General features: G+C 36.1%; 15 protein-coding genes. 5 read left to right on the forward strand and 10 right to left on the reverse strand.

The window, feature by feature from the left end:
• Window positions 1-7: 7 nt before the first annotated feature.
• Entirely contained in the window at window positions 8-5,101 is a 5,094-nt protein-coding gene (locus J7604_RS03875; protein ID WP_293891329.1) for an AAA family ATPase, read from the reverse strand.
• A gap of 246 nt (window positions 5,102-5,347) precedes the next feature.
• On the opposite strand from J7604_RS03875, the gene J7604_RS03880 reads away from it, so the two are divergent.
• Together J7604_RS03880 and J7604_RS03885 are read left to right on the forward strand one after the other, a co-directional pair.
• Window positions 5,348-6,595: a DEAD/DEAH box helicase gene (locus tag J7604_RS03880; protein WP_293891332.1), complete on the forward strand. Its 1,248-nt coding sequence runs from the start codon at window positions 5,348-5,350 to the stop codon at window positions 6,593-6,595.
• 101 nt (window positions 6,596-6,696) lie between these two features.
• A complete protein-coding gene (locus J7604_RS03885) occupies window positions 6,697-9,498 on the forward strand; it encodes a PAS domain S-box protein (RefSeq protein WP_293891335.1) in 2,802 nt (933 codons plus the stop codon).
• Between the two features lie 44 nt (window positions 9,499-9,542).
• Here J7604_RS03885 and J7604_RS03890 read toward each other — a convergent pair whose 3' ends face one another.
• From J7604_RS03890 to J7604_RS03900, 3 genes are read right to left on the reverse strand one after another with little or no spacing between them, the layout of a single operon-like run.
• Window positions 9,543-11,735, reverse strand: a complete 2,193-nt coding sequence (locus J7604_RS03890) for an OmpA family protein (protein WP_293891338.1) — start codon at window positions 11,733-11,735, stop codon at window positions 9,543-9,545.
• Window positions 11,736-11,746: 11 nt separating this feature from the next.
• Entirely contained in the window at window positions 11,747-12,691 is a 945-nt protein-coding gene (locus J7604_RS03895; protein ID WP_293891341.1) for a type IX secretion system membrane protein PorP/SprF, read from the reverse strand.
• A 3-nt stretch (window positions 12,692-12,694) separates the two neighbouring features.
• Window positions 12,695-14,809: a gliding motility-associated C-terminal domain-containing protein gene (locus J7604_RS03900; protein ID WP_293891344.1), complete on the reverse strand. Its 2,115-nt coding sequence runs from the start codon at window positions 14,807-14,809 to the stop codon at window positions 12,695-12,697.
• A gap of 172 nt (window positions 14,810-14,981) precedes the next feature.
• Here J7604_RS03900 and J7604_RS03905 point away from each other — a divergent pair, with 172 nt between their 5' ends.
• Window positions 14,982-15,890, forward strand: a complete 909-nt coding sequence (locus J7604_RS03905) for a YihY/virulence factor BrkB family protein (protein WP_293891347.1) — start codon at window positions 14,982-14,984, stop codon at window positions 15,888-15,890.
• Between the two features lie 85 nt (window positions 15,891-15,975).
• On the opposite strand, the gene J7604_RS27025 is transcribed toward J7604_RS03905, so the two are convergent.
• From J7604_RS27025 to nirB, 6 genes are all read right to left on the reverse strand, one after another.
• Entirely contained in the window at window positions 15,976-16,143 is a 168-nt protein-coding gene (locus tag J7604_RS27025; RefSeq protein WP_367113549.1) for a YqaE/Pmp3 family membrane protein, read from the reverse strand.
• Between the two features lie 12 nt (window positions 16,144-16,155).
• Window positions 16,156-16,923, reverse strand: coding sequence for an outer membrane beta-barrel protein (locus tag J7604_RS03910; protein ID WP_293891350.1), 768 nt, complete (start codon window positions 16,921-16,923; stop codon window positions 16,156-16,158).
• Between the two features lie 268 nt (window positions 16,924-17,191).
• Window positions 17,192-18,388, reverse strand: a complete 1,197-nt coding sequence (gene glp, locus J7604_RS03915; protein WP_293891353.1) for a gephyrin-like molybdotransferase Glp — start codon at window positions 18,386-18,388, stop codon at window positions 17,192-17,194.
• 4 nt (window positions 18,389-18,392) lie between these two features.
• Window positions 18,393-19,346 carry a bifunctional molybdenum cofactor biosynthesis protein MoaC/MoaB gene (moaCB, locus tag J7604_RS03920; protein ID WP_293891356.1) on the reverse strand — a complete coding sequence of 318 codons (954 nt, stop codon included), beginning with the start codon at window positions 19,344-19,346 and terminating at the stop codon, window positions 18,393-18,395.
• Window positions 19,347-19,367: 21 nt separating this feature from the next.
• Window positions 19,368-19,721: a nitrite reductase small subunit NirD gene (nirD, locus tag J7604_RS03925; RefSeq protein ID WP_293891359.1), complete on the reverse strand. Its 354-nt coding sequence runs from the start codon at window positions 19,719-19,721 to the stop codon at window positions 19,368-19,370.
• Between the two features lie 270 nt (window positions 19,722-19,991).
• The gene (gene nirB, locus J7604_RS03930; RefSeq protein ID WP_293891362.1) at window positions 19,992-22,496 is read right to left on the reverse strand and encodes a nitrite reductase large subunit NirB; all 2,505 of its coding nucleotides are present in this window, start codon (window positions 22,494-22,496) and stop codon (window positions 19,992-19,994) included.
• 361 nt (window positions 22,497-22,857) lie between these two features.
• Between nirB and J7604_RS03935 the strand changes: the two genes are divergently transcribed.
• Together J7604_RS03935 and J7604_RS03940 are read left to right on the forward strand one after the other, a co-directional pair.
• The gene (locus tag J7604_RS03935) at window positions 22,858-24,642 is read left to right on the forward strand and encodes a PAS domain-containing protein (protein WP_293891365.1); all 1,785 of its coding nucleotides are present in this window, start codon (window positions 22,858-22,860) and stop codon (window positions 24,640-24,642) included.
• 4 nt (window positions 24,643-24,646) lie between these two features.
• Complete coding sequence (locus tag J7604_RS03940; RefSeq protein ID WP_293891368.1) at window positions 24,647-25,297, forward strand: response regulator transcription factor; 651 nt, start codon at window positions 24,647-24,649, stop codon at window positions 25,295-25,297.
• Window positions 25,298-25,736: the final 439 nt, after the last annotated feature.

The following is a 25,736-nucleotide window of genomic DNA, read 5'->3' on the forward strand; positions in this document are numbered from 1 at the left end:
ATAGGGATTAATCTATTTTTACTTTTAATGGTATACTTAAAATGACAGAGGTCCCCCTTTCAGAAGAATCGAAATTAACCGTTCCCCTGAGGAAATTCACTCTGGCAATAATATTGTTTAAGCCTCTGCCCTTTTTCCGGGATTTAATAGTCGCCTCAAAGTTAAACCCTTTTCCGTCATCTTCCACAGTTACCACAAGATAATCATTCTGATTTACGAACTGAATATCCATATTTTTTGCTCCGGAGTGTTTTAATGCGTTATTGATAAGCTCCTGAACCACCCGGAAGACTTCAATCTCAAAATCTGTTCGGAATTTTCTGTTTATATTAAATGACTTAAAGTTAATGGTTACTTTACCTGTGCTTGTAATCCTTTTGCAAACAAAGTCCACTGCGAGGACAAGTCCATATTGAAGCAAGACATCCGGCATAAGGTTATTAGAGATTGATTTCAACTCCTTAAAGGCATCTTCGAGAAGATTTAATGAGCTTTCCAGATATCTTTCACGGTCATCTACACCACTCTCTTTAAATGCTGTAAGATTTAATTTTAGTGTGGATAACAAATAACCCATTCCGTCATGCAACTCTTCTGCAATTCTCTTCCTTTCATATTCCTGGGTTTTGATAACCTCTTTTGAAAGAATTGTTTGCTGAATATTGATCTTCTTAAGCAGATTTTCTCTCTCTCTGAATGCTGCTATTTTCTTTTCTTCATTCAATGCATTTTCAATTGACACTGCCATCTGACCCGACAGCAGCTGAAGGAATTGAATCCTTTCAGGAGTAAAGGCATTTGATATAAGATTATTTTCCAAATATAGAATGCCCATAAGATTGCCGGATTTCAGGATTGGCAGACATACTACTGATTTAAGCTTTTTTTCCTGAATCAGTTCATCTGAAGAAAATTTAGGATCCTCTACTGCATTATCTATTACAAGACTATCTCGTGTATGCAATACGTACTGAAAAATAGAATTGGGGATAAGTCCTGATTCTTTAAAATCAATACTCTTAAGCACAGTTACAATTGGGTCACTCAGCGCTCCTTCAGCTTCTATATAAAATTCCTCATCTTCATTTTTAAGAACCAGAAGTCCCTTTTCTGCTCCTGCATTTTCCAGCACTATCCTGATCATCTTTTCCAGAAGTCTTTCTAGGTTAATTTCTCCGGATATAGCAGTTGATGCCTTCATGATACTTTTGAGGTCAAAACCTATTTCATCACCAGAAGCTTGCTCCTTTTCGATCATTGTCGAATGATGGCCTCCAGCTGTTTTTCCGAACTTTAAAAAGGAAGGATATTTATTTTCCAGTTCTTCAACTTTCGCAATCGCTCCCCAGTGATAGTAACTTTCTCTTGCCTTTTGTATGTAAAATTCCCCCTGGACAGGCTCTTTGCGGAACAGATGGAATTTACCCATCATCTCCAAAGCAAGCGCTTCTTCATGCAGATATTCATACTGACGGGCAAATGAAATCGCTTTTATGTAATTAGCATGAGCCTTTTCATTTTTACCTTTGACTCTGTTTAACTCTGCCTCTATGATATAATACTTATGCAGGTAGTTCATTGGAGCGCTTTTGGAAAGCTTAGCAAGCTTCTTCTGATTATTCAGAACGCGGTCAAACATACCTTTTTGTTCCTTTGAACTCTTTCCATTTATCACAGCCAGATAGGCAATAGATTGGTAGAGATAAAATGAAGGCACCAATGGATTTCCAACGGAGTTGGCGACATATTTTTCTGCTTCGATAGCATATTTGTATGCCTCTTCATATTTACACAGAAAATAGGAAAGTATAAGCTTACAAATAAAATAATCAAAGGTTGACGACTTCGTGATCGAACCTTCTTCATATGGATTTACCTTTGACTCATCAAAAAATTCGCCGACGAGCCATAGTGGATCTTTAGGATTATCGTGCAGATTTTGAGCTGCCTGAGCAAACAAACTATGACTACACAAAGGAGTAGTCTGCTGCAACTGAATGATTCTTCTGGTCCTCTCCCTCATAGAACCTATACTGTCTCTCAACTTATTCCCTGATATGAATTCATTGATGGATTGTATAAGCACCGAATATGCAGCGTACTCAAAATCTCCCGCCTGCACACCTGCTTTATAGGCTTCTTCGAGAGGGCTTATGGTATTTTTCAGGTGATCTCCCACATGCGCAAGAAATGTATTGGAGACCATTCCAACTCTTGCCTTGTGCTGCTCAGGTGGAAAGTATTTCTCCTGTTCACTTGCAAGTCTTACCAGTCTTTTACTGGTTGCATAATCTTCAAATCCTCCTGAAATGATCAGTGCATAGCTAACAGAAATATATGATGACATTTCACAATTGCCATGTTTCACCATCAGAAGAAATGGCTTTGTAGCAAATAATGGAAACAAATCAGGAAAAGAAAAATAGGAAGCAGAGGCTACACTTGCAATAATTCTTATGGCAGCAAATACCTTTGGATTATTCATTTTCTTATTCTTCCAAAGGCTATCAAGGGACTTTGTACCTAAAGCTGCCTTAACTTTAAGAACATCCATCACTACATGTAACTTGTTTGGCTTATCAGGAAATTTAACTCCAAGTATTTTTAGAACCTTCAACGCAGTAACAACGGCTTCTTCAACTCTGGACAGGGCTGTATAGGCTCTTATCCTGATTTCATATACCTTTACCTGATCAAGTGTTATCTCCGTATTATCCAGAACATGTTCAATCCAATGTTCCATTTTATCATAATTCCCGCAGAGATAAGCACTTTCCGCAGCTTCACTATATAATGCCAAGCTTAAATCATAACTTTCTTTCCAAGAGTTCCCGGATAGCAAGTCTATACCTCGAATCAGATAATCCAAACTTGAGGAGTATGCAGAAGCTCTCTTGGCCTTTTTACCTGCAAGCACAAAGAGTTCAGCTGCTTGTTTCCTCTCTTGATCCGATCCAAGCGCCTTTATTCCTGATACAAATTGATTGGCAATATCAAATATATATTCTTCAACTTGATCCCTGGAAAAGTGAGCAAGCAAAACTTTTCCTAACTGAAGGTGAATCTTACCTCTTTCTTCTTCATTGATCAGCGTATATACCGCCTGCTGTACTTTATCATGTGAGAATTTATAACTTCTTTCTACCGGAATTACTAGATCTTCTATTAACCCGATCTGAATATCCTGTGCCAGATCATGCTCAGGCTTATTGCAAATGATAGAAAGTAAAAGAAGATCAAAGCGGTTGCCTAGACAAGCAGCAAGCTTAAACACCTTCTGAGTTTCTTCAGGAAGCTTTTGTATTCGTGCAGCAACAAGATCTACAACATTGTCCGTGATATTGAGTTCTTCCGTACCTTTGATATCAAGCTCCCACTGACGTTTTATAAAATCAAAATTCAGAAGTTTTTCCTCATATAAAGATTTAAGGAACTGATGTACAAAGAAAGCATTACCCTTGGTTTTATTATATACGAGGTCTACCAGATGATTCTTTTGTGATTCAGTAATCCCAAATGATTCATTGATCATACAACTTACATCATCAAAAGAAAGATTTTGAATATGGATAGCTCTTACTGGTATTGATGATTTTATTTCATTTACAACTTTGTTTAAAGGATGATATTCCTTCACCTCATTATCTCTCAGCGCCCCTATGATCAGTAGGTTATTTGTTTCTTTACCGGATAAAAGTAACTTAAGCAACTCCAATGATGCATTGTCTGCCCATTGAAGATCATCAATAAATATTACAAGTGGGCTATCTTCAGTAGCAATAGATTTAATAAAGTTTCTTGTAACGAAATTGAACCTATTAAGTGTCTCTGCCGGAGTAAGAGAAGGCACTTCTGGTTGAACACCAATGAGTAGTTCCAGGTTCGGCACCACTTCCGTAAGTACTTTTCCATTGGCCCCAACTGCCATGCTAATAATGTTTTTCCATTGGGTAAGCCTCTCATGCTTTTCCTTTAGAATAAAATCTACAAATTCTCTAAATGCAATAATAAAAGCATAGTAAGGTATATTTTGTTGTATCTGGTTAAATTTCCCTTCTATAAAGCATCCTCTTTTATCAATAACCTTTGTACATATCTGCCTTATCATTAAAGATTTTCCAACACCTGAGTACCCTGTAACCTGTATGAATCCTGATCTTCCTGCACATACTTCATCAAAAGCTTCCTCAAGTTGTTGAATTTCCGCATCCCTACCATAAATCTTCTTTGAGATCTGAAAATTGGAGGAATAGTCTGTGCTGCACAAAGGAAATACCTCTATCGTACCGTTGTTAAGTAACTGTTCATAACAATTTTCCAGGTCATCCTTTATACCGCTAGCCGACTGATAACGATCTTCAGGATTTTTACTGATCATTTTACCTATCATGGAAGATAAAATATCCGGAACTTCTACTTTCAGCTTAGTGAGCGGTCTGGGACTTTTCGCTATATGGAAATGTATTATCTCCATTGAATCCTCCGAATAAAAGGGATTTAATCCCGCAAGCATTTCATAAAATATAACTCCAAGAGAATATATGTCACTACGACTATCGGTCTTCCATTGCACCCTTCCACTCTGCTCTGGAGAAATGTATTCAAGTCTGGCTTCACCGGTTACAAAGTTAAGATTGGCAACTTTAGACTTTGAATGAGTTGAGCTGCTAAAGTTTAATATTTTAATATCAAATGTATCAGGAGAAATAAAAAGATTATAAGGGTTAATAGCATGATGAACAACCCTTCTTTGATGGAGTTCATCCAGAAGACCGCAGATATTTATACTGATCTTAAAAAAAGAATTTAAATCTATCGGTACTTTTTTTATAAACTCAGAAAGCCTTATTCCTTCAATATCTTCAATAAAAATGCCAGCAAGAGCAGATGTACTTTCCAGATGTATATGTCGTGGCACCCCAGGAAATGAAATTTCATTTGCAATAGCAAACTCATGTCTTAATCTTGCAAGACTATTCTGATCACTTGGTGATTTTAATGCTTTGAGAAGAAAAGTTTCAGAATTAACCGCAACCCGATAAAGTACAGTGCTATAATCAGATTGAATTTCTTCTACTATGCCATAGGATGGAAATTCCATTTCGAATGAATATTTAGTTTAATACCTGAAGATAAAGTGATAAGACCTGCCTAAGAGATGTTAAATTTATAAAAAATGGAGTAAATAAGCTTTATGTACACATAATTAATTCCAGAAAAGTCCTATTTTTAAAATAAAAAATCGGAAATTTACTAAAACCATAGTAAAAATCTACAATTCCTTCCTCATAACCGGTCTGTTATCTCATAAATAACGCTTAGCGGGGAACCTCTAAAAATATTGAACATGAAATTCGAAGAATATTCAATTCCACAAGAAATAAAAAAAAGTCTGGAAGAAGCAGGACTTAAAAGACCAACTGACATTCAGTTCAAGTGTATTCAACCTATCCTGAATAAAGAAGATGTGCTTGCAATAGCACAAACGGGAACTGGTAAAACGGCAGCATTTGTAATCCCTGTTCTAACAATACTTCATGAATCCAAATATAAAAACAATAACATCAAGTGTCTTGTAATGGTGCCCACCAGAGAGCTTGCTGTGCAGATCAACGATGTTTTTGAAAAAATTGGGAAATACACCAAAATAAAATCCTTTGCGCTTTATGGAGGTGTAGAACAGGAAACTCAAATCAGGGAATTAGAAGGGAGAATAGATGTACTAATTGCCACACCTGGTAGAATGTTTGATCTTGCACATCAAGGACATTTAAATCTGGAAAACATAGAAATACTGGTTCTCGACGAAGCAGATCATATGCTCGATCTTGGTTTTATCAAAGATATCAAAGATGTCAAGCAGATGCTTTCCAAAAAGCATCAGACGCTTTTCTTCTCTGCTACAATTGATAAGAAAATTAAAGAAATTGCTTATTCTCTGGTAAGAAATGCCATAAGGATACAGATCTCACCTAAAGATCCTGTGTCAAAAAAAATAGACCATTTTGTAGTCTTTGTTGAAATGGATGATAAGAGGTTTTTTCTTGAAAGAATTATAAAGGATAATTCTCAAAAAAAGATTCTGGCATTTGTAAGAACTAAGGTGCGTGCCGAACGATTATTAGCCGCAATGGAAAGAGCAGGAATCGCAGCCCTTACCCTTCATGGAGATAAAGAGCAAGAAGACAGACTTAAAGTACTGAACTTATTTAAGCAGGGAAAATCAAAGATACTTATCGCAACAGATGTGAGCGCGAGAGGTATTGACATTTCTAATGTAGAAATTGTCGTAAACTATGATCTTCCTGAACAACCGGAAAATTATGTTCACCGGATCGGAAGGACTGGTCGCGGAAATGACAGAGGAAGGGCAATATCATTCTGCAGCAAAGAAGAACTCTCATTGCTTGAAACCATTGAAGAATATATAGGAAAGGAAATTACGGTAATGGAGATCAGCAAACAGGACTATATTGAAACTCTTGAATCTACAGAAGAAAATAACACAGACTGGAAATCTTTAATGAAGAATGCTGAAGATTTAGATTTTGACAAAAATCATCAGAAAGGAAAGCAATCAAAAAAGAAAAAATAATTTGACAACTTAATTCATCCTAAACTATGTTATATATTGAAATGACTTATAGTTAATCAACTTTAAACTAGAGGTTTCTTACTAGTTAAACGCCAATCAGCATGGACAAAAGAAAGAAAACCTTAGACACAAAAATAAAGAGTGAGAAAGGCAGGCCTGCCTTTCCTCAAAGGATTGTCTTTAGAATAAAAGCGGAGGCTGGCGCTTTCTCTATTTTAAAGACAATACTCACCACCATTTTTAACATATATAATCAGCCTTCAGCCATCATACTGATTGACGATAATTTTAAGGCGGAGAAAGTACAAAAACTAAAAAAGTTCCTCCACAGCCATAATCATTCTTTACATAAACTTATCAACCAGTCTTCTTTAAAAGCTGATAAGGTTTACCTTATACCTCCGCAAAATCAAATTGATATTACTGAAACAACACTACAGATAGCAACTTATCCAGATATCTTTTCCAATGGCAATATATCAATTATTGAGATAGCAGATGGCAAAATAAACTTTACGCCATCATCTTATACTCAGATTAAAGAAAGCAGATACAAGATCAGACGATTTAAATTATGTATTTCAAAAATCAACAGGATTAATCTTGAAGCTAAGAAACAAAAGGGTTCAAATTCATCAGAGACAAATTCAGGCTCCAACCTTATCTCAAGCTATATACTTGATAACATCATCGATTCTACCAACCTGATTATAGTTGGTATAAGCGAAAACGGAATCATCCAAATCTTTAACCGAGCTGCTGAGGTTACTTCAGGATTTTCAAGGAAAGAAATTATTGGAAAGAAGTGGTTTGATTATGTAATACCTAAAGATGTTTACAAATATTATGATGATAAATCAAAGTCTACTTTCAACAATTTTGAAAGTTCCATTATCACAAAAAACGGTGTGGAAAAAGTTATTCACTGGCAGATCAATGAAGTACATTTTGGTGGGGAACTGATGGGTACCCTAGCTCTTGGTATGGACATTTCTGGCCTTATAAAATATATTAATAAGCTGAATGAAGGATATGAAAAATTTAAAGCACTCGAGGAAAATAAACTTGTCGGTATTGTAAGAAGATCGCCTTATGGAAAATATATATCAGCTAATAATACGTTCTGTCAGCTTTCTGGATATACGCAGAGGGAACTTAAAAGTCTAACGCTTGACGTCCTCACTTATCACGAAGATCTTGATAAAGAAAGGATATTAATAGAGCAGTTAGTTTCTGGCAATATTCCTACCTACAAAATTGAAAAACGCTTAATAACGAAATCAGGGAAACTTATCTGGGTTGAAGTGAATGCAGCACCATTCAAAAATCTTTATGGAAAAATTGAATACATCATTGTTATTATTGAAAACATAGATCAAAGAAAAAGAGCAGAATATTCATTAAAACAAAATGAAATAAAATACAAAATCCTAGCAGATAACCCCACGATCGGCTTTGCCTGGGCCGACGACAGAGGCTTCCTGATTGAAAGTAATGAAGCTTTCCACAAAATGTTAGGTTACAAAAAAAATGAATTACTTGGAAGAAATTTTAGAGACTTCACTTATCCTGATGATGCAAAAAGAGAATATGAATTAATTGAAAAAATATTTAAAGGAGAGATCAATGAATATCAGATTGAAAAGAGATACATCAATAAAAACAATGAGGTATTCTGGGTTGATCTGAATTTAAGTTCTGTCAGAAACGAAAAGAATGAAATTCAGTATTTCATTGGGATTACTCAAAATATCGATGCAAGGAAAAAAGTAGAAGAAGCTTTAAAACAAAGTGAAGAACAATATAGATTCCTCGCCAACACTGTCCCTCAGATATTCTGGAGTGCAGATGAAAATGGTATCGTTAATTTTTTCAACAAAAAATGGAGAGAATTTACTGGGCTATCCGATGAAGAATCCCTTAATAATGGATGGATATCAGCTTTATATCCTGAAGATGCCGCATCGACTGAAAAAGAATGGTTTGATACTGTTCATCAGGGTGTGAAATATGAAAGAGAATTGAGGTTAATGAACAAGGAAGGAAAATATAAATGGTTTCTTTCCAAAGCAACACCATTAAAGGATTCCAAAGGAAATATCATTAAATGGTTCGGAACCTGTATAGATATTCATGACTTAAAAATCGCCATTCAAAATCTTGAAGATGCCTATAAAGAATTAAAAAAAGCCAACGTAGATCTTGACAATTTTATTTATACTGCCTCACACGATCTGAAAGCTCCAGTATCAAATATCGAAGGGCTTGTAACATATCTGGATCAACTTCTCAAGGAACTCATTTCTAAAAACGACCGGAGAGATGAAGTTAACGATCTGATCGAAATGATCTACCAAAGTATAGGCAAATTCAGAAAAACCATTGAAGATCTCTCTGATGTAGCCAAAGCACAAAGCAATGGTAAATCTGAAGATTTAACAGTAATCAACCTTTATGATGCATTGGAAGAAGCCAAAATTACGCTAATGAATGACCTCAACAACTCCAAATGTATCATTACCTATCAATTGGATGCCCCTGAAATTGAGTTTTCGATGAAGGATCTCAGAAGCATCTTATACAACCTGCTTAGTAATGCTATTAAGTACAGATCCAGAGAGAGGGCATGCAAGATTCTGGTTAAAACATACTACCATGGGGACGCAATTATTCTCGAAGTGAAAGATAATGGTATTGGCATCGACCCTCATAACCAGGAAGGAATGTTTCAGATATTCAGAAGGGTTCATAATCAAAAGCTTGATGTTGAAGGAACAGGAGTCGGGCTGTATATTTTAAAAAGAATAATGGAAAATAATAATGGTTCAATACGGGTAGAAAGTGAAATCGATAAGGGAAGTACATTCATACTAACATTTTCTAAACAAAAAAATAACCTGTGAAATTACTTTCACAGGTTACCAATAAACTTATTACCTAGAGAAAATTATTTTAATTTTATTATCATACCTGCAGTAATAGAATCCTCTTCAAGATTATTAATCCTTTTCAAATCTTCTACAGAAACCCCATATACTTTTGAAATAGTTTCAAGTGTATCATATGGCCCAACTTTGTGTACTTCAGGTTCGATAATTTCTGTTACCTTAATTTCAGTTCTCCTGTTGTACTGATGCTCTTCCTCATTACAATTAATTCCGTCTTTGCAGTGATTCATAATTTTACTTTCACCATAGCCTTTAGCTACTATAGCATCAGCAGGAATTCCTTTAGCAACGATGTACTGAACTGCAGCTTCTGCCCTTTTCTGAGAAAGCTTCATATTGTATTCATCTGAATGCCTGCTGTCAGTGTGCGAAGAAAGTTCCATTTTAATATTCGGATTTTCTTTTAACACTTCCACCAGTTTATCCAGCTCAAGTGCAGCATCATATCGAATCTCAGACTTATCGAGATCATAATAAATATTTCGGATTACAAAAAGCTTATCCTGTTCATTAAAAAATACATCTTTAAGAACAATAGGTTTGTCTATTTCGATTTCTTTTAGTTGAATAGCAATATTCATTGTGTCTGCTGTATTGCACTTTGCCTCTATGGTCGTAGAATGAGAGAAGAAATTATTTTTAGCCAACTTTAGTTCATATTTTTCTCCTGGCTGCAATTTAAAGAAGAATTTACCTTCAGGATTTTTTACTACAGCGCATGGTTCATAAGATCTCAGACAAATCTTCTTTGCAGGCTGTCCATAAGTTCTTTCATAGGCTATAACATTAGAAGTATCCCCCATCTTATAAAGTTTTACCAATACGTTCTCCAGTGGTTTTTCTGACTTATCAACTAAATGTAACGTAAGTCCTGCAAGCACGCAGGTAGGATTGGAAAATTTATATATATCATCTTCGCCTAATCCACCTTCTCTGTTGCTTGAAAAGAAACCTCCGTTCAACGTAGTATCCAGTGTAATACCAAAGTCATCTTTTGGTGAATTCATTGGGAACATAAGATTTTCAGGTCTGTCCCATTTATCATGTTTCCCGTTTGTCACGAACATATCAAGTCCGCCAAGACCAGTATGACCGTTGGATGAAAAATAAAGCTTTCCATCAGGAGCAACATAAGGGAATACTTCCTTTGCCGGAGTATTTATATATTTACCGGCGTTTTTAGGAAAACTCCATTTTCCATTGGCCTCCATGGTACAGAAGTAAATATCTGTCTGACCAAGAGAACCAGGCATGTCTGACACAAAATATATAGTTTTTCCATCCGGAGAAAGGGCTGGATGACCTACTGAATAGTTCAAGACGTTATTATATTCAAAAGGTAATATTGCAGACCATGAGCCATTTTTCTTTATAGAATAATATATTTCAAGTCTGTTAACAAAGTCAGGGCCTTTCTTTTGGCCATTAATTTTACCTCTGTTACTAACTTTGTTCGTTCTGGTAAAGTAGATAGTATCTCCTTTCTTTGAAAATGTTGCAGGTCCGTTATGATACATTCCATTTACTCCTTTAAGTTTATTTTTAAACTCAATTTTGAAGTTTGTATCAATCTCTGCAAATGCCAGGTTTAAGAAAGGTGTTCCAGTCCATCCGTAAATCTGCTTGTTGGAATAATCTGTATCATCAAACTTTCTATCCGTTGCAAGGATAAGCTTGTTATCAATGAGCTGAGGAGAAAATTCAGAATAAGCAGTATTCACAGATTTTACATTTTCAATCTTAACCTGTACTGGATTAGACATCCATTCCATTGCCTTTTCACAGTTTTTAGCAAATGCTTCCGCCATCTTTTTTTCAGAAGGAAAGAGTTTACCATACTGGATATATTGTTTTCTTGCCTCCTGGTAATCTCCGTTGTTTCGAAGTGCCTCAGCATAGAACAATAAATTTGCAGGTTCAACTTTGGAAAATTTAGTCAATAAAACAGCATACCATTTTTCTGCCTCTTCTGACTTATTCATTTTTCTGTAACAGTCTGCTATCTTCTGTACAATTTCCGCAGACTGCCCTTTCTTTTCTGCAATGACTTCATATTCTTTAACAGCAAGAGAGTAATTGAATTGATTAAAGTTTTTATCTGCCCTTGCAAGAATGCTCTGCCCCGATGCTGCGTAGCTTTGGATCAGACTATACAATAGGATAAGTGATCCGGTTCTGATAAGAAGACTCATAATTTTATACATTAAAAGTATCTTGGTGTTAACATTTTTGATCCGCCTTTTCTGTTAATATTGTATCCCGCAGATATTTCGTGGGTAGCAAAGTCTTTATAACTATTTAAGGAAATATCATAAGAGTATCCCAACCTCAGATTTGGAATGGGGAAGACTTCCGCCATAATTACGACTGCATCTTTTGCTGATCCGACATCCTCGACATCATTTTTATTAAAGACTCTAGTTCTGTAAGAGCCTCCGAGCCAAACGATATCATTAAAAATAAAAAAGACGGAAGCATCACCATTAGTAGGTCCTTTCAAATCTTCCTTAATCATTATACTTGGTCTGATCTTTACTTTTTCAACGATTTGAGAAACGAAACCAGCTGCTAGAAATAAGTGTTTTCTTTGAGATGGAATCATATCGGATCCTTTACTCATGTTTACCACCACGTTATTCAATGATAAGCCTACAAAGAATCTATCGGTATTAAAATAAAGCCCTCCCTGAAAAGCCGCTCTGGTTTTTGCTTCACGCCCAATAGGCACAGCCGGATCGTTTGGCTGATCAGTTGTTAGCTTATTCCCATCTATACCATAATTAGTGATACCAGCAGCCACTCCCAATGCCAACCTTCCTTTGGTTGATACTTTTATCCTGTAGGCAAATGACCCAAAAAAAGAATTCTGAAATTGGGCACCTAGTTCATCATGAATAAAATAAGCCCCAACTCCTGCTCTATTCCAGTAAAGCGGCATATCTCCACTCAGTGTTATAGAGTTTGGCTCTCCATTTACCTTTGACCACTGCTTTCTGTAAAGGCCATTAATATTAATTGCTTCTCTGCTTCCTGCATACGCCGGGTTTATTACTACACCATTGAACAGATACTGACTGAATTGTAATGTCTGCTGGGCATGGCAATGAACAGAGAACAAAAGAATTACGGATGTAAATAATTTTCTCATCACTTATCTTACAATGGTTAAATAATTAACGATAGTTTTTTCTGAGTTACAAAACCTGATCTTCAGCTTAAAGTAATAGGTACCTTCATTCAAATTGCTTCCATCCCAGGTATTTTTATATCCTCTTTTCTTATATACTTCATTACCCCAACGGTTCAAAACAACTAGCTCATTGTCGGGAAAGTATTCTATATTTCTTAACACCCACACATCGTTTATACCATCACTATTAGGAGAAAATGTATTAGGCACATGCACTGAATAAATCGTTTCATTAGACTCAATAGAAGCTTCGCCACTGGCACAATTTGCCATACTGTTGTTGGCCTTTACAGTAATTGTTCCTTGCTTCATTTCATTGGATTCCAATTCGACAAGGTTCGTACCTTGTCCACTTAAAATTTTCCATCCATCGGGAACTTTCCATTCATAAGAGCTTGCTCCAGGTACTGGATTTACCATAAATTCAAGCTTTCCGCATGCAGAACTTAAATCCAGAATTGAAGTAGGATTTGCAAGCACTTCCACAAAACTGACTTCCAAAGTATCTGTCAATGTATCTTCAGGTAAGCAACCATTCACATTGAAAACTTTAACAGCGTAAAAACCTGATTCATGAACTGTTATTTCAGGGGTAGTTTCTCCTGTACTCCAGACATAATCACCTTGAAGAAAAGGACTTTTAATAGTTACTTCCTGACCGCACAATGTAGTATCTTTACCAAGGATAGCTCCTAAGTCATCTCTGATAAATAGTATAACAGTATCGGAAGCGCTACACGAATTACTATCTATTACTTTTGCCCACACATTATTCTCTCCTGTTTTGCAATAAGATATCTGTTGAGAAGTTTCACCTGTACTCCATTGATATATCCCTCCTGCCACTGTTCCGGCGTCAAGAGAAAAACATCCGGTACATTTTTTATCAGGGTCAGGTCCGAGGTTTACGACTGGTAATTTATTAAGCGTCACTGTGATAGTATCGGAAGTTGTATCCGCAGGATTACATCCAGGAATATCCGTAATAGAGACATAATACACACCGGAACTTTTCACTATGATTGAATCTGAAGTTTCTCCGGTATTCCAAACTATTTTCCTTCCTATATCAGCGGAGTGAATGATCAAACTATCACCACATAGTGTTATATCATCTCCCAAGGAAGGATCATAACCTTGTTTGATATTTATCTTTATCGTATCTGCATCGAAGCAACCATCTGCAGTTGTTACCTTTACACATACACTTGTAAATCCTGTTTTACAGTAATGGATAGTTGAAGTCGTATCTCCTGTACTCCACCAATATTTTGTATTACTAAGATTACCAGCATCAAGCAACACACATCCCCCACATTTTACATCCGGATCAGGTCCAAGATCGACACTTGGAGAACCGCTTAATTTAACATTAATTGTATCACTTACCGTATCGGCAGGGCTACAACCAGGAATATCAAAAATACTTATGTAATAAATTCCGGACTGTTTCACGACGATAGACTTATCCGACTGACCGTTGCTCCACTTGAATGTACCGCCAAAGGAACTTTGAGGAGAAATAGTTATGCTATCTGCACATACTATGGTATCAGCTGATCCGAGATCAATACCGTATCCTGGCTTCACTGAGACCTCAATAGTATCAGAAACAGTACATCCAAGATCATTCGTAACTGTAGCCCATACTTTATTCACTCCAATATCACAGTATTTTACTACCTGAGAAGAATCTCCAGTACTCCAGAGAACTTTTGCTCCCCCCTGATCCCCTACATCCAGCGTGACACAGCCGCCGCAGCGTGGTAATGGATCTGATCCTAAATAAACAATTGGACTTTCGAGAAAAATGACCGGTACGGTATCTACACCTATACAACCTACCTTATCGACTATTACTGTAAAAGTATCTGTTTTGGTAACAGTTATCTGCTTTGTAGTTTCTCCGGTACTCCAGAGGTATGTTGCGTCGGGAACATTTGCGTCAAGAATAATTGGTCCTTTACAGGGATCCGCTTCTTGCTCTATCACAACTCCGACATTTACCTGCAAACATTGTCCCAGTACATTTGCAGTAATAAATAAACCGGCAAGGATAAAAAGGAGATTTTTCATGATTCTATAAATTCAGTAAGACCTCTAGTGATTTTAAAACTTCAATCTTAACTAGGCTCTTTTCAATTTGTTTTTACAAAAAAAAAGTGTTATACAAACTCCCTTACATAGATAAAACTTTGCCGAAAGAACAAAGCTTACTTAATAATATGTTACATAATAAAGGTGTATTATGGAGAAGGATGGTTTCAGATTCAGAGACATAGGAAGCCTGTTAAAGGAAACCATTATTAAGTGGAACAATGATGATGCATTTACTCATGCAGCTGCTGTTTCATTCTATGCTTTGATATCATTGCCAGGGATATTGATTATAATCGTCAATACCATGGGAATCTTTCTTGGCAAGAAAGTCATTGAGGGTGATATTGCAGAAAAGATTAATATGTTTATGGGTAAAGATACTGCTAAACAAATTCAGCAGATAATAGTAAATGCTTCTCAACAACCCAGCTCAGACATATTGGTAATAGTAGGTATTGGCGTACTTATGGTAAGTGCAACAGGAGTATTTATTCAACTGCAAACCTCACTCAATCAGGTATGGCAGGTCAAGGTAAAAAAAGAAGCAGGTTGGATCAAAATATTACGGGACAGAGCTGAATCGTTTAGCCTTATACTTATAGTTGGTTTACTACTATTTTTATCCATCATCTTATCTTCGGTTGTTTCATCCATTAGCTCTTTTCTAACCCTTATCATTCCAGGATTTTCGATATATATATTTTACCTTTTTGATTTTATAATTTCTTTTTCAATACAGACAATCCTCTTTGCGTTTATTTTTAAATATCTGCCCGACATAAAGATTAAATTCAACGCATTGTGGGTTGGAGCTTTTCTAACTACTATATTATTTTATCTGGGAAAGATATGTCTTAATATGTACTTCAACAAAGTATCACCTGAGTCGGTGTTTGGTGCGGCAGGATCAATTATTCTTATTCTCTTGTGGATCTATTACTCCTGCTTGCTTCTCTTATTTGGCGCAGAGTTTACACAGGTTTATGTAAAAAGGTACAATTATACAATTATGCCTTCCAGCATGGCTTATTCCCTTCCACAAGTAAAAGAGGAGTAGTAAATTATAAGTATTAAGTTTAACCTTGAAATATACAATGCAGTCTTTTTTAACTTTCAACTTAATACTTATAACTTAAGACCAATTATAGCTTTCCTTCTTCCTTTAACAAAGAAAGTAAAGCCCATATAAACGCGGGTAACCAGCCTATAACTGTTATCTGCAACACTAGACAGATGATTCCCGGAACCATCTTTTTTTGTAACATAAGGGACAACCAGGGTAGAAAGAAAGCTATAATATATTTTACCATATTAATTTCATTTTAGAATTTAATACCAAAGTCTAAAGCAATTATATTACTTTTTATCTTAACACTTGAATTAACTTTTGTTCTATAAGGATCATTAAATTTTAGATTCGGGTGAATCATATTTACTAGTCCTTTATTCAAACTTAACCCTGCATAGAGACTGATTTTTTCGCTTAGAGCATAATCTGCTCCCGCACTGAAGAAAAGTCCTAAATCAAAAGGATTAAACAAGCTCTGAGGTCTGTTATCGCCGTTTCTTCCACGAGAAGGATCATCCCAGAACTCATTTTTAGCAAGGTTCCAGTAATGTGCACCATCTCCTCCGTTTATATCTTCCGAAAGCTTAAAATCCAATGTAGGTCCGAAAGCAAATACAAGCTTTAAATTATCTGTAATCTCGTTTGTATAATACTTACCAATCAATGGAACCTGCATGTAAATGAGATTATATTTGGAAACACCAGAATAAGATCCATCTGTATTTCTGATAAATATATTTTTTGTAGTAAGCCAGAGACCTGGTGAAAATGCAAAATTATCATTCACAAAATATTCAAGGTTCGCGCCTAGGCTAATACCTCCCACATTTCCCTCCTTTGTTGTTGAACCATCTGCCACATAATAAAATCCAGACGGAGTAGGATCTGGATCTTTCACTGTTGCTACATTCAGTCCGGGTGCGAATCTAAATGACCAGTGTATATTTCCCTTGGATTGCGAAAAAACCCTTGTGCTTCCAAGAAGCAAAAATAAAAGGGCAATCAAATAAACTTTTTTCATACTCTTAGTAGTAAAACTTAAATCAATTCAAAAGTATAGACTTTAAATGAAAATAACCACAGGCAATCAAGTTTGCTCAGCTTGCAATCGGGCTCTTCTCAAACTAAATCTTTTGAATAAAATACAGGAGAAGTTTAAAAAATTTGGATTTAGTGCACAGAAATTAATACATAAATCCCTTAAACCATTAAGTTCATTTTTAAATTAAAAAAATTTTGATTCTACCTGAAACTTTGGTCGGAGGACAAAATAGAGTAATGATTATCATTTATACTCCCTTCCATGGAATAAATTCTACTACATCCCCCTCTTTAAGCTGCTCAATTTCTGCCGGATGTACTGCCAGACCAGAAGAACGCGTAATAGAAGTAAAATCACCGCTTCCATTATTTTTAATTTGTTGAAGACCTGTCGTAAGTCCAAATGGAGCCAAAATGCAGGGGAAATATTCTTCAAAGGAACTCTTTTTCCTCCTATCACTGGTCATAGCCAGCTTTATTGTCTGACATAAAGGAAGTCCAAAGCAGGCCCTAAGAAAGGGTTCTATGAATACCTTAAAAGCAACCTGACAAGACACAGGGTTACCAGGCAATGCGAACACAACTGTTTGATTATCCCGGATGCCAAACCAAAGAGGTTTACCTGGTTTGATCTGAACTTTGTGAAATATTGTTTTAACACCACATTCATTCAGTACTTCCGGAACAAAATCAGCATCTCCCATAGAAACACCGCCAGAAAGAATAAGGATATCCATATCCTTCGAGCTTTCAATGGCGTGCTTAATCTCTTCCTTGCGATCTGATACTAGTTTCCTTGATGCTATATCAATATTGTAATGTTGGAAAAATGAAGCGATGGTATAAGAGTTACTATCCCGGATCTGATGAGGCAATACTGAATCACCGACCGCTTTTATTTCATTTCCTGTAGAGACAATAGATACCTTTGGTAAAGAACAAACGGTAACGTTATTTCTTCCCAGTGAAGCCAGGAGTCCAGAGGTACTTGCATTAATAATGGTCGATCTTTTCAACACCAATTCTCCGATCTTTGCGTCCTCTCCCTGCAAAGCTATGTTCTGCCAGATCTTAGATGAAAGAGATTTAAATTTCACTATATCATTATTTAATTCAGAATCCTCCACACGAATGACTAGATTTGCACCTTCCGGAACAGGTGCCCCTGTCATTATCTTAATGCATGTTCCCTCCTCGGTTAAAATCTTAATACTCTCTCCTGCCAGCATTTCTGCCACAAGTTTGAATTCTGTATATTTCTCTATGTCTTTTAATTGAAGGGCATAACCATCCATTGCAGAACGGTTAAAAGGAGGATAGTCACGGTCTGCATAGATATCTTCAGCAAGAACTCTATCATATGCTTCAGAAAGCAAAATTGTTTCAGTTCCAAATGATCTTGACTGTTGCAGTATCAGATTTCTAGCTTCGGCAACTGTAAGCATAAGGTTAGTGTGCTCCTCCTCTTAGCATACTTTTAGCATGAAACACTGCAGGCAAAATAGCTTCCAGAGATTCCTTCACTCCATTAGTACTTCCGGGCAAGGTAACAATCAATGTACCGCCAATGGAACCGGCAATGGATCTGGACATCATCGCCAGTGGCGTTCTCATTCCTCCATATACCCGCATGGCTTCAGCTATTCCCGGCGCATCTCTTTCAAGGATTCCCTGTACTGCATCCACTGTGTAATCTCTCGGCCCCAGTCCAGTTCCACCTGTGGTAAATATAAATGCTATATCCTGCTTCACCCAATCTTTGATCTGTTTCTGAATCCTATCCTTTTCATCAGGAATAATCTGATAATCCACAACTTGTGTATTATGAAGTTCCAGCATTTCTTTAATCTTTAACCCCGAGCTGTCTTTTCTTGTACCAGCAGCGGTAGAATCCGAACACACCAATATGGCTGCCTGATGTGGTCTCTTAGAAAATTTAGCTCTGTCTGACTTACCACCGGTTTTATCAAGGAGCTTGATCGAAGATATTTCTATCTCTTTATTTCCCAAAGGTTTTAATAAGTCATAAATTGTGAGTGCAGCAACAGATATGGCAGTAAGCACCTCCATTTCAATTCCTGTTCTTCCTATCGATTTACCTTCGGCAAAAATAACTACTCCTGACTGATCCTTAAGCTTTCCTTCAGGATCATCCTCTTCGGTAAGTTCATCAATAAATTTGTAGGATATATTCAACCCGTCGATAGAAACCGGGTGACAATGCGGGATTAGGTTTTGGGTATTTTTTGCAGCAAGAAAAGCGGCTGCTCTTGCTACATCAAAAAGATTTCCTTTCGGAAGTTTGTCATTTCTAATCAGTTCAACAATCTCCTTAGCACAAAGAACAGCTCCCATACCTTTGGCTGTCCTTAGGGAAATTTGCTTTCCTGTAATATCTCTCATAAATGTTATAGCAGAGGTTTGTTATTCCAAACCTCCAATATACACATTTCCTGCTTCAACTTTAATAGGATAAGTCTTAATGCTGTATTCTTCTCCATTAAGGTTTTCTCCCGTCTTGAGTGAAAAATTTTTCTTATGGTAAGGACACGCAACTTTAGGTTCACATTCTTTATCTCCAATCATTCCTCTTGAAAGGATCATTTGTTTTTTATGCGGACACATATTCTGTGTTGCATACCATTCATCTCTTTTTTTAAAGTTGAATATCGCAATCTGCTCATTTTTATACATCACGCATGATCCACCATTTGCCGGAACATCCTCTTCCTTCGCCACCAGGACCCATTTTGTTGTTTCTATTGAAGTTACTTGCATAATAATAGTATTTAGATATTGAGTTGTTAGAATTTAAAGGAAAAACTTAATCTTAATTTTTCTCATGGTTTAGAAGGCCTCACTATAACCCCCTCTCCTAAAAAGAGGAACTTTAATGCATGCTTGAAATTTTCTTCTCTCAGGACTTAACTTGTTAACAAGAAATATTTCGCAGCTTTTAACTTTAGTCTTTGCACTTTCAGCTTTAAGCTTCATCATGAAAGAGAAAAACTTTTAACTTTATAACTTAAGACTTATAACTTACAACTTTTATGCTCCCCATTCTACTGGCTTCTTCTGATCTCTCATAGCCTGGAATTTGATTGTTGGGTCTGCAATTGTAGAGTTAACAAAGTGAGTAAATCTCTTTCTCTTTGAAGGATCCTCCACAACGTCTTTCCATTCACACTTGTAGGTATCCACCATGTATTGCATCTCCATTTCCAACTGCTCTCCTATACCAAGAGAATCATTCACGATCACATCTTTCAAATATTCTATACCACCTTCCAGTTTATTGAGCCATGTTGATGTTCTGTTAAGCGGCTCTGCAGTACGTATGTAGAACATTAGGAATCTGTCGATGTATTTGATGCAGGTTTCTTTATCAATATCGGAAGCTAGCAATTTAGCATGCTGAGGTTTTGCCCCACCATTACCGCACACATACAGATTCCATCCCTTATCCGTGGCAATGATACCAAAGTCCTTACCCTGTGCTTCTGCACATTCACGTACACAGCCAGATACAGCACTCTTAAGTTTATGAGGAGCTCTCAGACCTTTATACCGTTCCTCTATTTCTATAGCAAATGTAACAGAATCATGTAGACCAAATCTGCACCATGTAGAACCTACACAGCTTTTAACTGTCCTTAAAGATTTTCCATATGCATGGCCGCTCTCAAAACCAGCTTCAATCAATTCTTCCCAGATTAAAGGTAATTCATCTACACGAGCACCGAAGAGGTCAATTCTTTGTCCACCTGTAATTTTACAGTATAGGTCATATTTTTTAGCTATTACTCCAATTGCTATCAATTTTTCCGGAGTGATCTCACCACCAGGTATTCTTGGCACTACAGAGTAAGTTCCTCCTTTTTGAATATTAGCAAGGAATCTGTCATTAGTATCCTGAATTGTATCCTGACTCAGGATCATTTCATTCCATGTACTTGCAAGCATAGAGGCCACAGCAGGTTTACAAACTTCGCAACCATCTCCACTTCCATACTTCGCAAGCAATTCATCATAAGTTTTGATACCGGTAGATTTGATAATTGCCAATACCTCCTGTCTTGAGTATCCGAAATGTTCACACAAAACTTTATTTACTTCTTTACCAGAAGCCTTCAATGTAGCAGTAAGAAGGTCATTCAGCATGGGAACACAACCACCACAACCGGTTCCTGCTTTGGTACATTTTTTTATACCGGCAACATCCTCAAGATTGTTATAGGTTACTGCAGAACAAATATCTCCTTTGGTAACATTTTCGCATGAACAGATTAAAGCTGCATCAGGAAGACTTAAAACTCCGCTACCTACTGACTCAGCTCCACCTCTTGGCCCCAGAATAAGATCTTCGGGTGTAGGAGGCAGAATAATTGCATTCTTATAAGTCTGCAATAACATATTGTAATCTTTTGCATCACCGACAAGAACTCCACCAAGAAGATAGTTTCCACAAGATGAAATGTTTACTCTTTTGTATATACCTTTTGTTTTATCTTCATACACGATGTGCTGATGTTCTTGCTCTGAACAGAATGGATCTCCAAAGCTTGCTACGTCTACACCAATCAGCTTAAGCTTAGTAGACATATCATATGGAGCAAAGGTTTTTGATCCACCCGCAAGCGAATTCGCAACAACATCTGCCATTTCATAGCCCGGAGCAACCAAGCCATAAATCATACCTTTATATAAAGCCGACTCTCCGATTGAATAAATATCAGGATCTGTTGTCTGAAGTAAATCATTTACTACGATACCTCCTCGCGGTCCGACTTCCAGGCCAGATTCTCTTGCAAGTTCATCGCGAGGTTTAATACCTGCAGAAACTACAATCATATCCGTCTCCAACTCACTTCCATCTGCAAAAACCATCTTTGTAACTTTTCCTTCACCATCGATAGATTTGGTATTCTTATTAAGGTGTATAGAAATGTTAAGAGATTCTATTTTCTCTTTAAGCATTATCGCACCCTTTTCATCCAGCTGCCTTGGCATAAGCCTAGGGGCAAACTCCACTACATGCGTTTCAAGACCAAGATCCATCAAAGCTTTAGCTGCTTCCAACCCAAGAAGTCCACCACCAATAACAACTCCCTTTTTGGACTTAGCTGCATATGATTTTATATCATCGAGATCTTCAATAGTTCTGTAGGCAATTACTCCGTCTTTTTCGATACCTGGTATAGAAGGGATAAAGCAACTCGAACCTGTTGCAAGTACAAGTTTAGAGTATGAAATCGACTGACCTTTTGAAGAAATGATTGTTTTTTTCTCTCTGTCAATTTTTACAACAGGGTCATTTAAATATAGAGTAATGCCATTTTCTTTATACCAGTTTGCAGGAGCCATCAAAAGATCCTCTGCAGATTTGCCAGAAAAATATTCGGACAGATGTACTCTGTCATAAGCTGGTCTTGCCTCTCCTCCGAATACAATTATATTATATTCATCCTGCACCTTCTTTTCAATGAGCTTTTCGCACATTTTATATCCAACCATTCCATTTCCGACGATAACAAGATTGTTTAGCTTCTTCATAAAATTTATTTAATAAGGTTGCCAGAAGTAATTCACTTAAATCAAATATATAGAAAAAAAATACAACTAAGTAATATTACGTACAAATTTATCAACACATACGTAAAGTTCTTTTTAAAACAACATACTCACTAAATTAAATACCATTTGCAAATATTTTTTTGTATTTTTAAGAAACAACACTTAAAATTTAAGCATGTTTACAAACAAAAACTATAATTTTTTAAAAAATAGGTTTGATTTTAAAGTAATTTTAAAAAATATAACTACTTATATAAGAATAAGTAATTACCTACGTACAATATTCTATATACTTTGAATTAACTGAGTGTCTTATTAAATTTATATTTTAAGTAATCGCGTGAAACCTAAAAAAGAAGTTCTGGATGAAAAAACGGGGAATAACTTTACCCGAATGTACATTTTCGCCCTTACAGCGGTTGCATTATTAACCCTTACCGGCCAGTTTTTAATCCAATCATCAATAAGTAGTCAGATTTCAGACTCCCATGTGGTAAATCTGGCAGGAAAGCAGCGATTTAAAAGTCAGGAAATTGTTAAGCTATGCCTTATATTATATGCAGATCTTGACCATATAGAATATAAAGACAAAATAAAGGAACTGAAGAACCTTGTTGAGTATTGGGAAAAAAATCACCTGGGCCTGCGATATGGCAATAAAGACCTCAACCTTCCGGGAAAAAACAGTGTCAAAATCGAAGAAATGTATGACGCTATTGATCAGAACTTTTACAATGTACTGAACGGAGCACTTACTATTATAAATCTCAAAGAAAATCCATCCGAGCCAACTCAGAAAAAAATGGACGCCGCCATTCGGAGAATCCTGAGCAACGAAAGGACATTTTTAAATGGCATGGATGAAATTGTACACCAATATGATGTAGAAGCTCAGAAAAAAATGGCGCTTTTAAGAAAAATAGAGCACTTCTTACTAATTATCACCCTTATTATACTCATATTTGAAGGCCTGTTTATATTCCGACCTGCAGTACTACAGATCAAATTAACTATCAGAGAATTAATTCTCTCAGAGGAAAAGGCATCAGATCTGGCAAAAAAACTGACACTTGCCAATAAATCACTTGAAAGATCTATCAGAGATCTTAAAGACATTCATTTTGCACTAGACCATGCATCAATTGTAGCAAAAACAGACAAATATGGTATCATTACGTATGTAAATGATAAATTTTGCGAAATTTCGAAATACAAAAGAGAAGAGCTTTTAGGAAACAGATTTCATATGATCAGTGGCCATTATCATTCCAAACAGTTTTTTGATAGAATGTGGGAAACCATATCCTATGGCAAACTTTGGAATGACGAGATCAAAAATAAAGCTAAAGACGGAAGTTTTTTCTGGCTGGACACCACGATTGTACCTGTCTTAAGCAATGATGGAAGCCCCGGAAGTTACATTGCTATTTATACAGACATTACCCAAAAATTCAGACAAAGCATTAACGAACAGAAAATTAGAACATCGTCGATAATCGAAGGACAAGAGAAAGAGCGAAAAAAAATAGCAAGAGAATTACACGATGGCCTGGGACAAAAATTAACAGCATTAAAATTTAATATTGAAGGACTTAAAGGTGCAGCATCTAAAACCGAGAAATCCAGGCTAACTGAAATAAAAAACATGCTGTACGAGACCATAGTCGAGGTCAGAAGAATATCTTTCAATCTGATGCCCAGTGTATTGAGCGATTTCGGCATAATACCCGCTCTTAAAAATCTCAGCGATCAGGTTTCTAAAAGCTCTAATATTGATGTGGTTTTTGAAAATGAATCCAACATTCAAAGATTAAATAAAACAGTAGAAATAAATATCTATAGAATTATACAAGAAGCATTAAACAATGCAATTAAATATGCTGAAGCAGATGAGGTAACAATCTTCGTATCAAATTCAGAAACCTGCCTTACCATCTGCATTTCAGATAACGGAAAAGGATTTAATACTTCTTATCTTGATTCAAAAGTAAGATCGGCAAGTTCAGGAAACGGAATAGTAAACATCCAGGAAAGAACAAGCCTTATAAATGGCGAATTCCGGATTGAAACCGGAATCGGCAAAGGAACTAAAATAATGATAAAAGTACCTATAGTAAACGCTTAGGAATATGATAAAAATTTTATTGGTTGACGATCATGGCATTGTAAGAGATGGAATAAAAGCCACTCTAAGCAGTGAAAAAAATATAAAGATAATCGGAGAAGCTTCTAATGGAATCGAAGCAATTGAGCAAGTAAAAAAACTCACTCCCGATGTTGTCATAATGGACATTTCAATGCCGGAAATGAATGGCATAGAAGCCACTGCAATCATATCCGATCGTTACCCCAATACAAAAACTCTTGTCCTTTCTATGCATGACAATGAGGATTATATTTTAAAATCCATAGAATCAGGAGCTTACGGATACCTTCTAAAAGACACGGGGAAGGAAGAATTCATAAAAGCAATAACTACAATTTCTAAAGGAGATAAATATTTTAGCACTCCCGTTTCAAGCATAATAGCAGAAGGTTACTTACAAAAAATCAAAAAAGGATCCGCTCCCGATGATGATTCTGATGATTTTGGCCTTACCAAACGCGAAAAAGGTATTTTAAAAATGATCATCAATGGAAACAGCAATAGAGAAATCGCCGATAGTTTTACAATAAGCATCAGAACAATTGAAACCCACAGATTTAATATCATGAAAAAGCTTAAAGTAAAAAATGCGGCAGAACTCGTAAAACTTGCTTTAGAAAATAAGATAGTTTAACATAAAACTTAACCATAAAATAAAAATGCTCCTTATACCAAGGGGCATTTTTGCTTTATATAATTTCAAAAATAAAACTACCACCTACTTTCTCACCCCATTATTTTTGTCATCAAAACAACATACCTCCTCCCACTTGGTTAAATACAATTAAAATACCAAAACAATCAAACAGAAAAATTAAACCTACTTTCAAAAATTTTATATATTTTTAAACAATTTAAGTTATTTTTCAAACCTACTTTTAGCATTAACTTACTTTTAAATAAAAAATAGATCATTTTTCAAACCTGTTTTAAGAAAAAACAAATAAAAATATAACTTTTTCTATTTACCTTTTTCTTAAAAAAAGAACTTTCACGTTTTACGTAAGATTTACGTATTTTTACTTATCAGTCTAATTTTTATTACATACATTTGATTATATACTTCAACAAAC

The organism is Sporocytophaga sp., assembly GCF_017745095.1.
Taxonomy (GTDB): domain Bacteria; phylum Bacteroidota; class Bacteroidia; order Cytophagales; family Cytophagaceae; genus Sporocytophaga.

What these genes read in the sequence shown, in the direction of transcription:
- J7604_RS03885 (WP_293891335.1), top strand. Translation starts at nt 6,697, where the DNA reads ATGGACAAAAGAAAGAAAACCTTAGACACAAAAATAAAGAGTGAGAAA.
- J7604_RS03910 (WP_293891350.1), bottom strand. Translation starts at nt 16,923, where the DNA reads ATGAAAAAAGTTTATTTGATTGCCCTTTTATTTTTGCTTCTTGGAAGC.
- J7604_RS03940 (WP_293891368.1), top strand. Translation starts at nt 24,647, where the DNA reads ATGATAAAAATTTTATTGGTTGACGATCATGGCATTGTAAGAGATGGA.
- J7604_RS03895 (WP_293891341.1), bottom strand. Translation starts at nt 12,691, where the DNA reads ATGAGAAAATTATTTACATCCGTAATTCTTTTGTTCTCTGTTCATTGC.
- J7604_RS03900 (WP_293891344.1), bottom strand. Translation starts at nt 14,809, where the DNA reads ATGAAAAATCTCCTTTTTATCCTTGCCGGTTTATTTATTACTGCAAAT.
- J7604_RS03875 (WP_293891329.1), bottom strand. Translation starts at nt 5,101, where the DNA reads ATGGAATTTCCATCCTATGGCATAGTAGAAGAAATTCAATCTGATTAT.
- moaCB (WP_293891356.1), bottom strand. Translation starts at nt 19,346, where the DNA reads ATGAGAGATATTACAGGAAAGCAAATTTCCCTAAGGACAGCCAAAGGT.
- J7604_RS03880 (WP_293891332.1), top strand. Translation starts at nt 5,348, where the DNA reads ATGAAATTCGAAGAATATTCAATTCCACAAGAAATAAAAAAAAGTCTG.
- nirB (WP_293891362.1), bottom strand. Translation starts at nt 22,496, where the DNA reads ATGAAGAAGCTAAACAATCTTGTTATCGTCGGAAATGGAATGGTTGGA.
- nirD (WP_293891359.1), bottom strand. Translation starts at nt 19,721, where the DNA reads ATGCAAGTAACTTCAATAGAAACAACAAAATGGGTCCTGGTGGCGAAG.
- glp (WP_293891353.1), bottom strand. Translation starts at nt 18,388, where the DNA reads ATGCTTACAGTTGCCGAAGCTAGAAATCTGATACTGCAACAGTCAAGA.
- J7604_RS03890 (WP_293891338.1), bottom strand. Translation starts at nt 11,735, where the DNA reads ATGAGTCTTCTTATCAGAACCGGATCACTTATCCTATTGTATAGTCTG.
- J7604_RS03905 (WP_293891347.1), top strand. Translation starts at nt 14,982, where the DNA reads ATGGAGAAGGATGGTTTCAGATTCAGAGACATAGGAAGCCTGTTAAAG.
- J7604_RS27025 (WP_367113549.1), bottom strand. Translation starts at nt 16,143, where the DNA reads ATGGTAAAATATATTATAGCTTTCTTTCTACCCTGGTTGTCCCTTATG.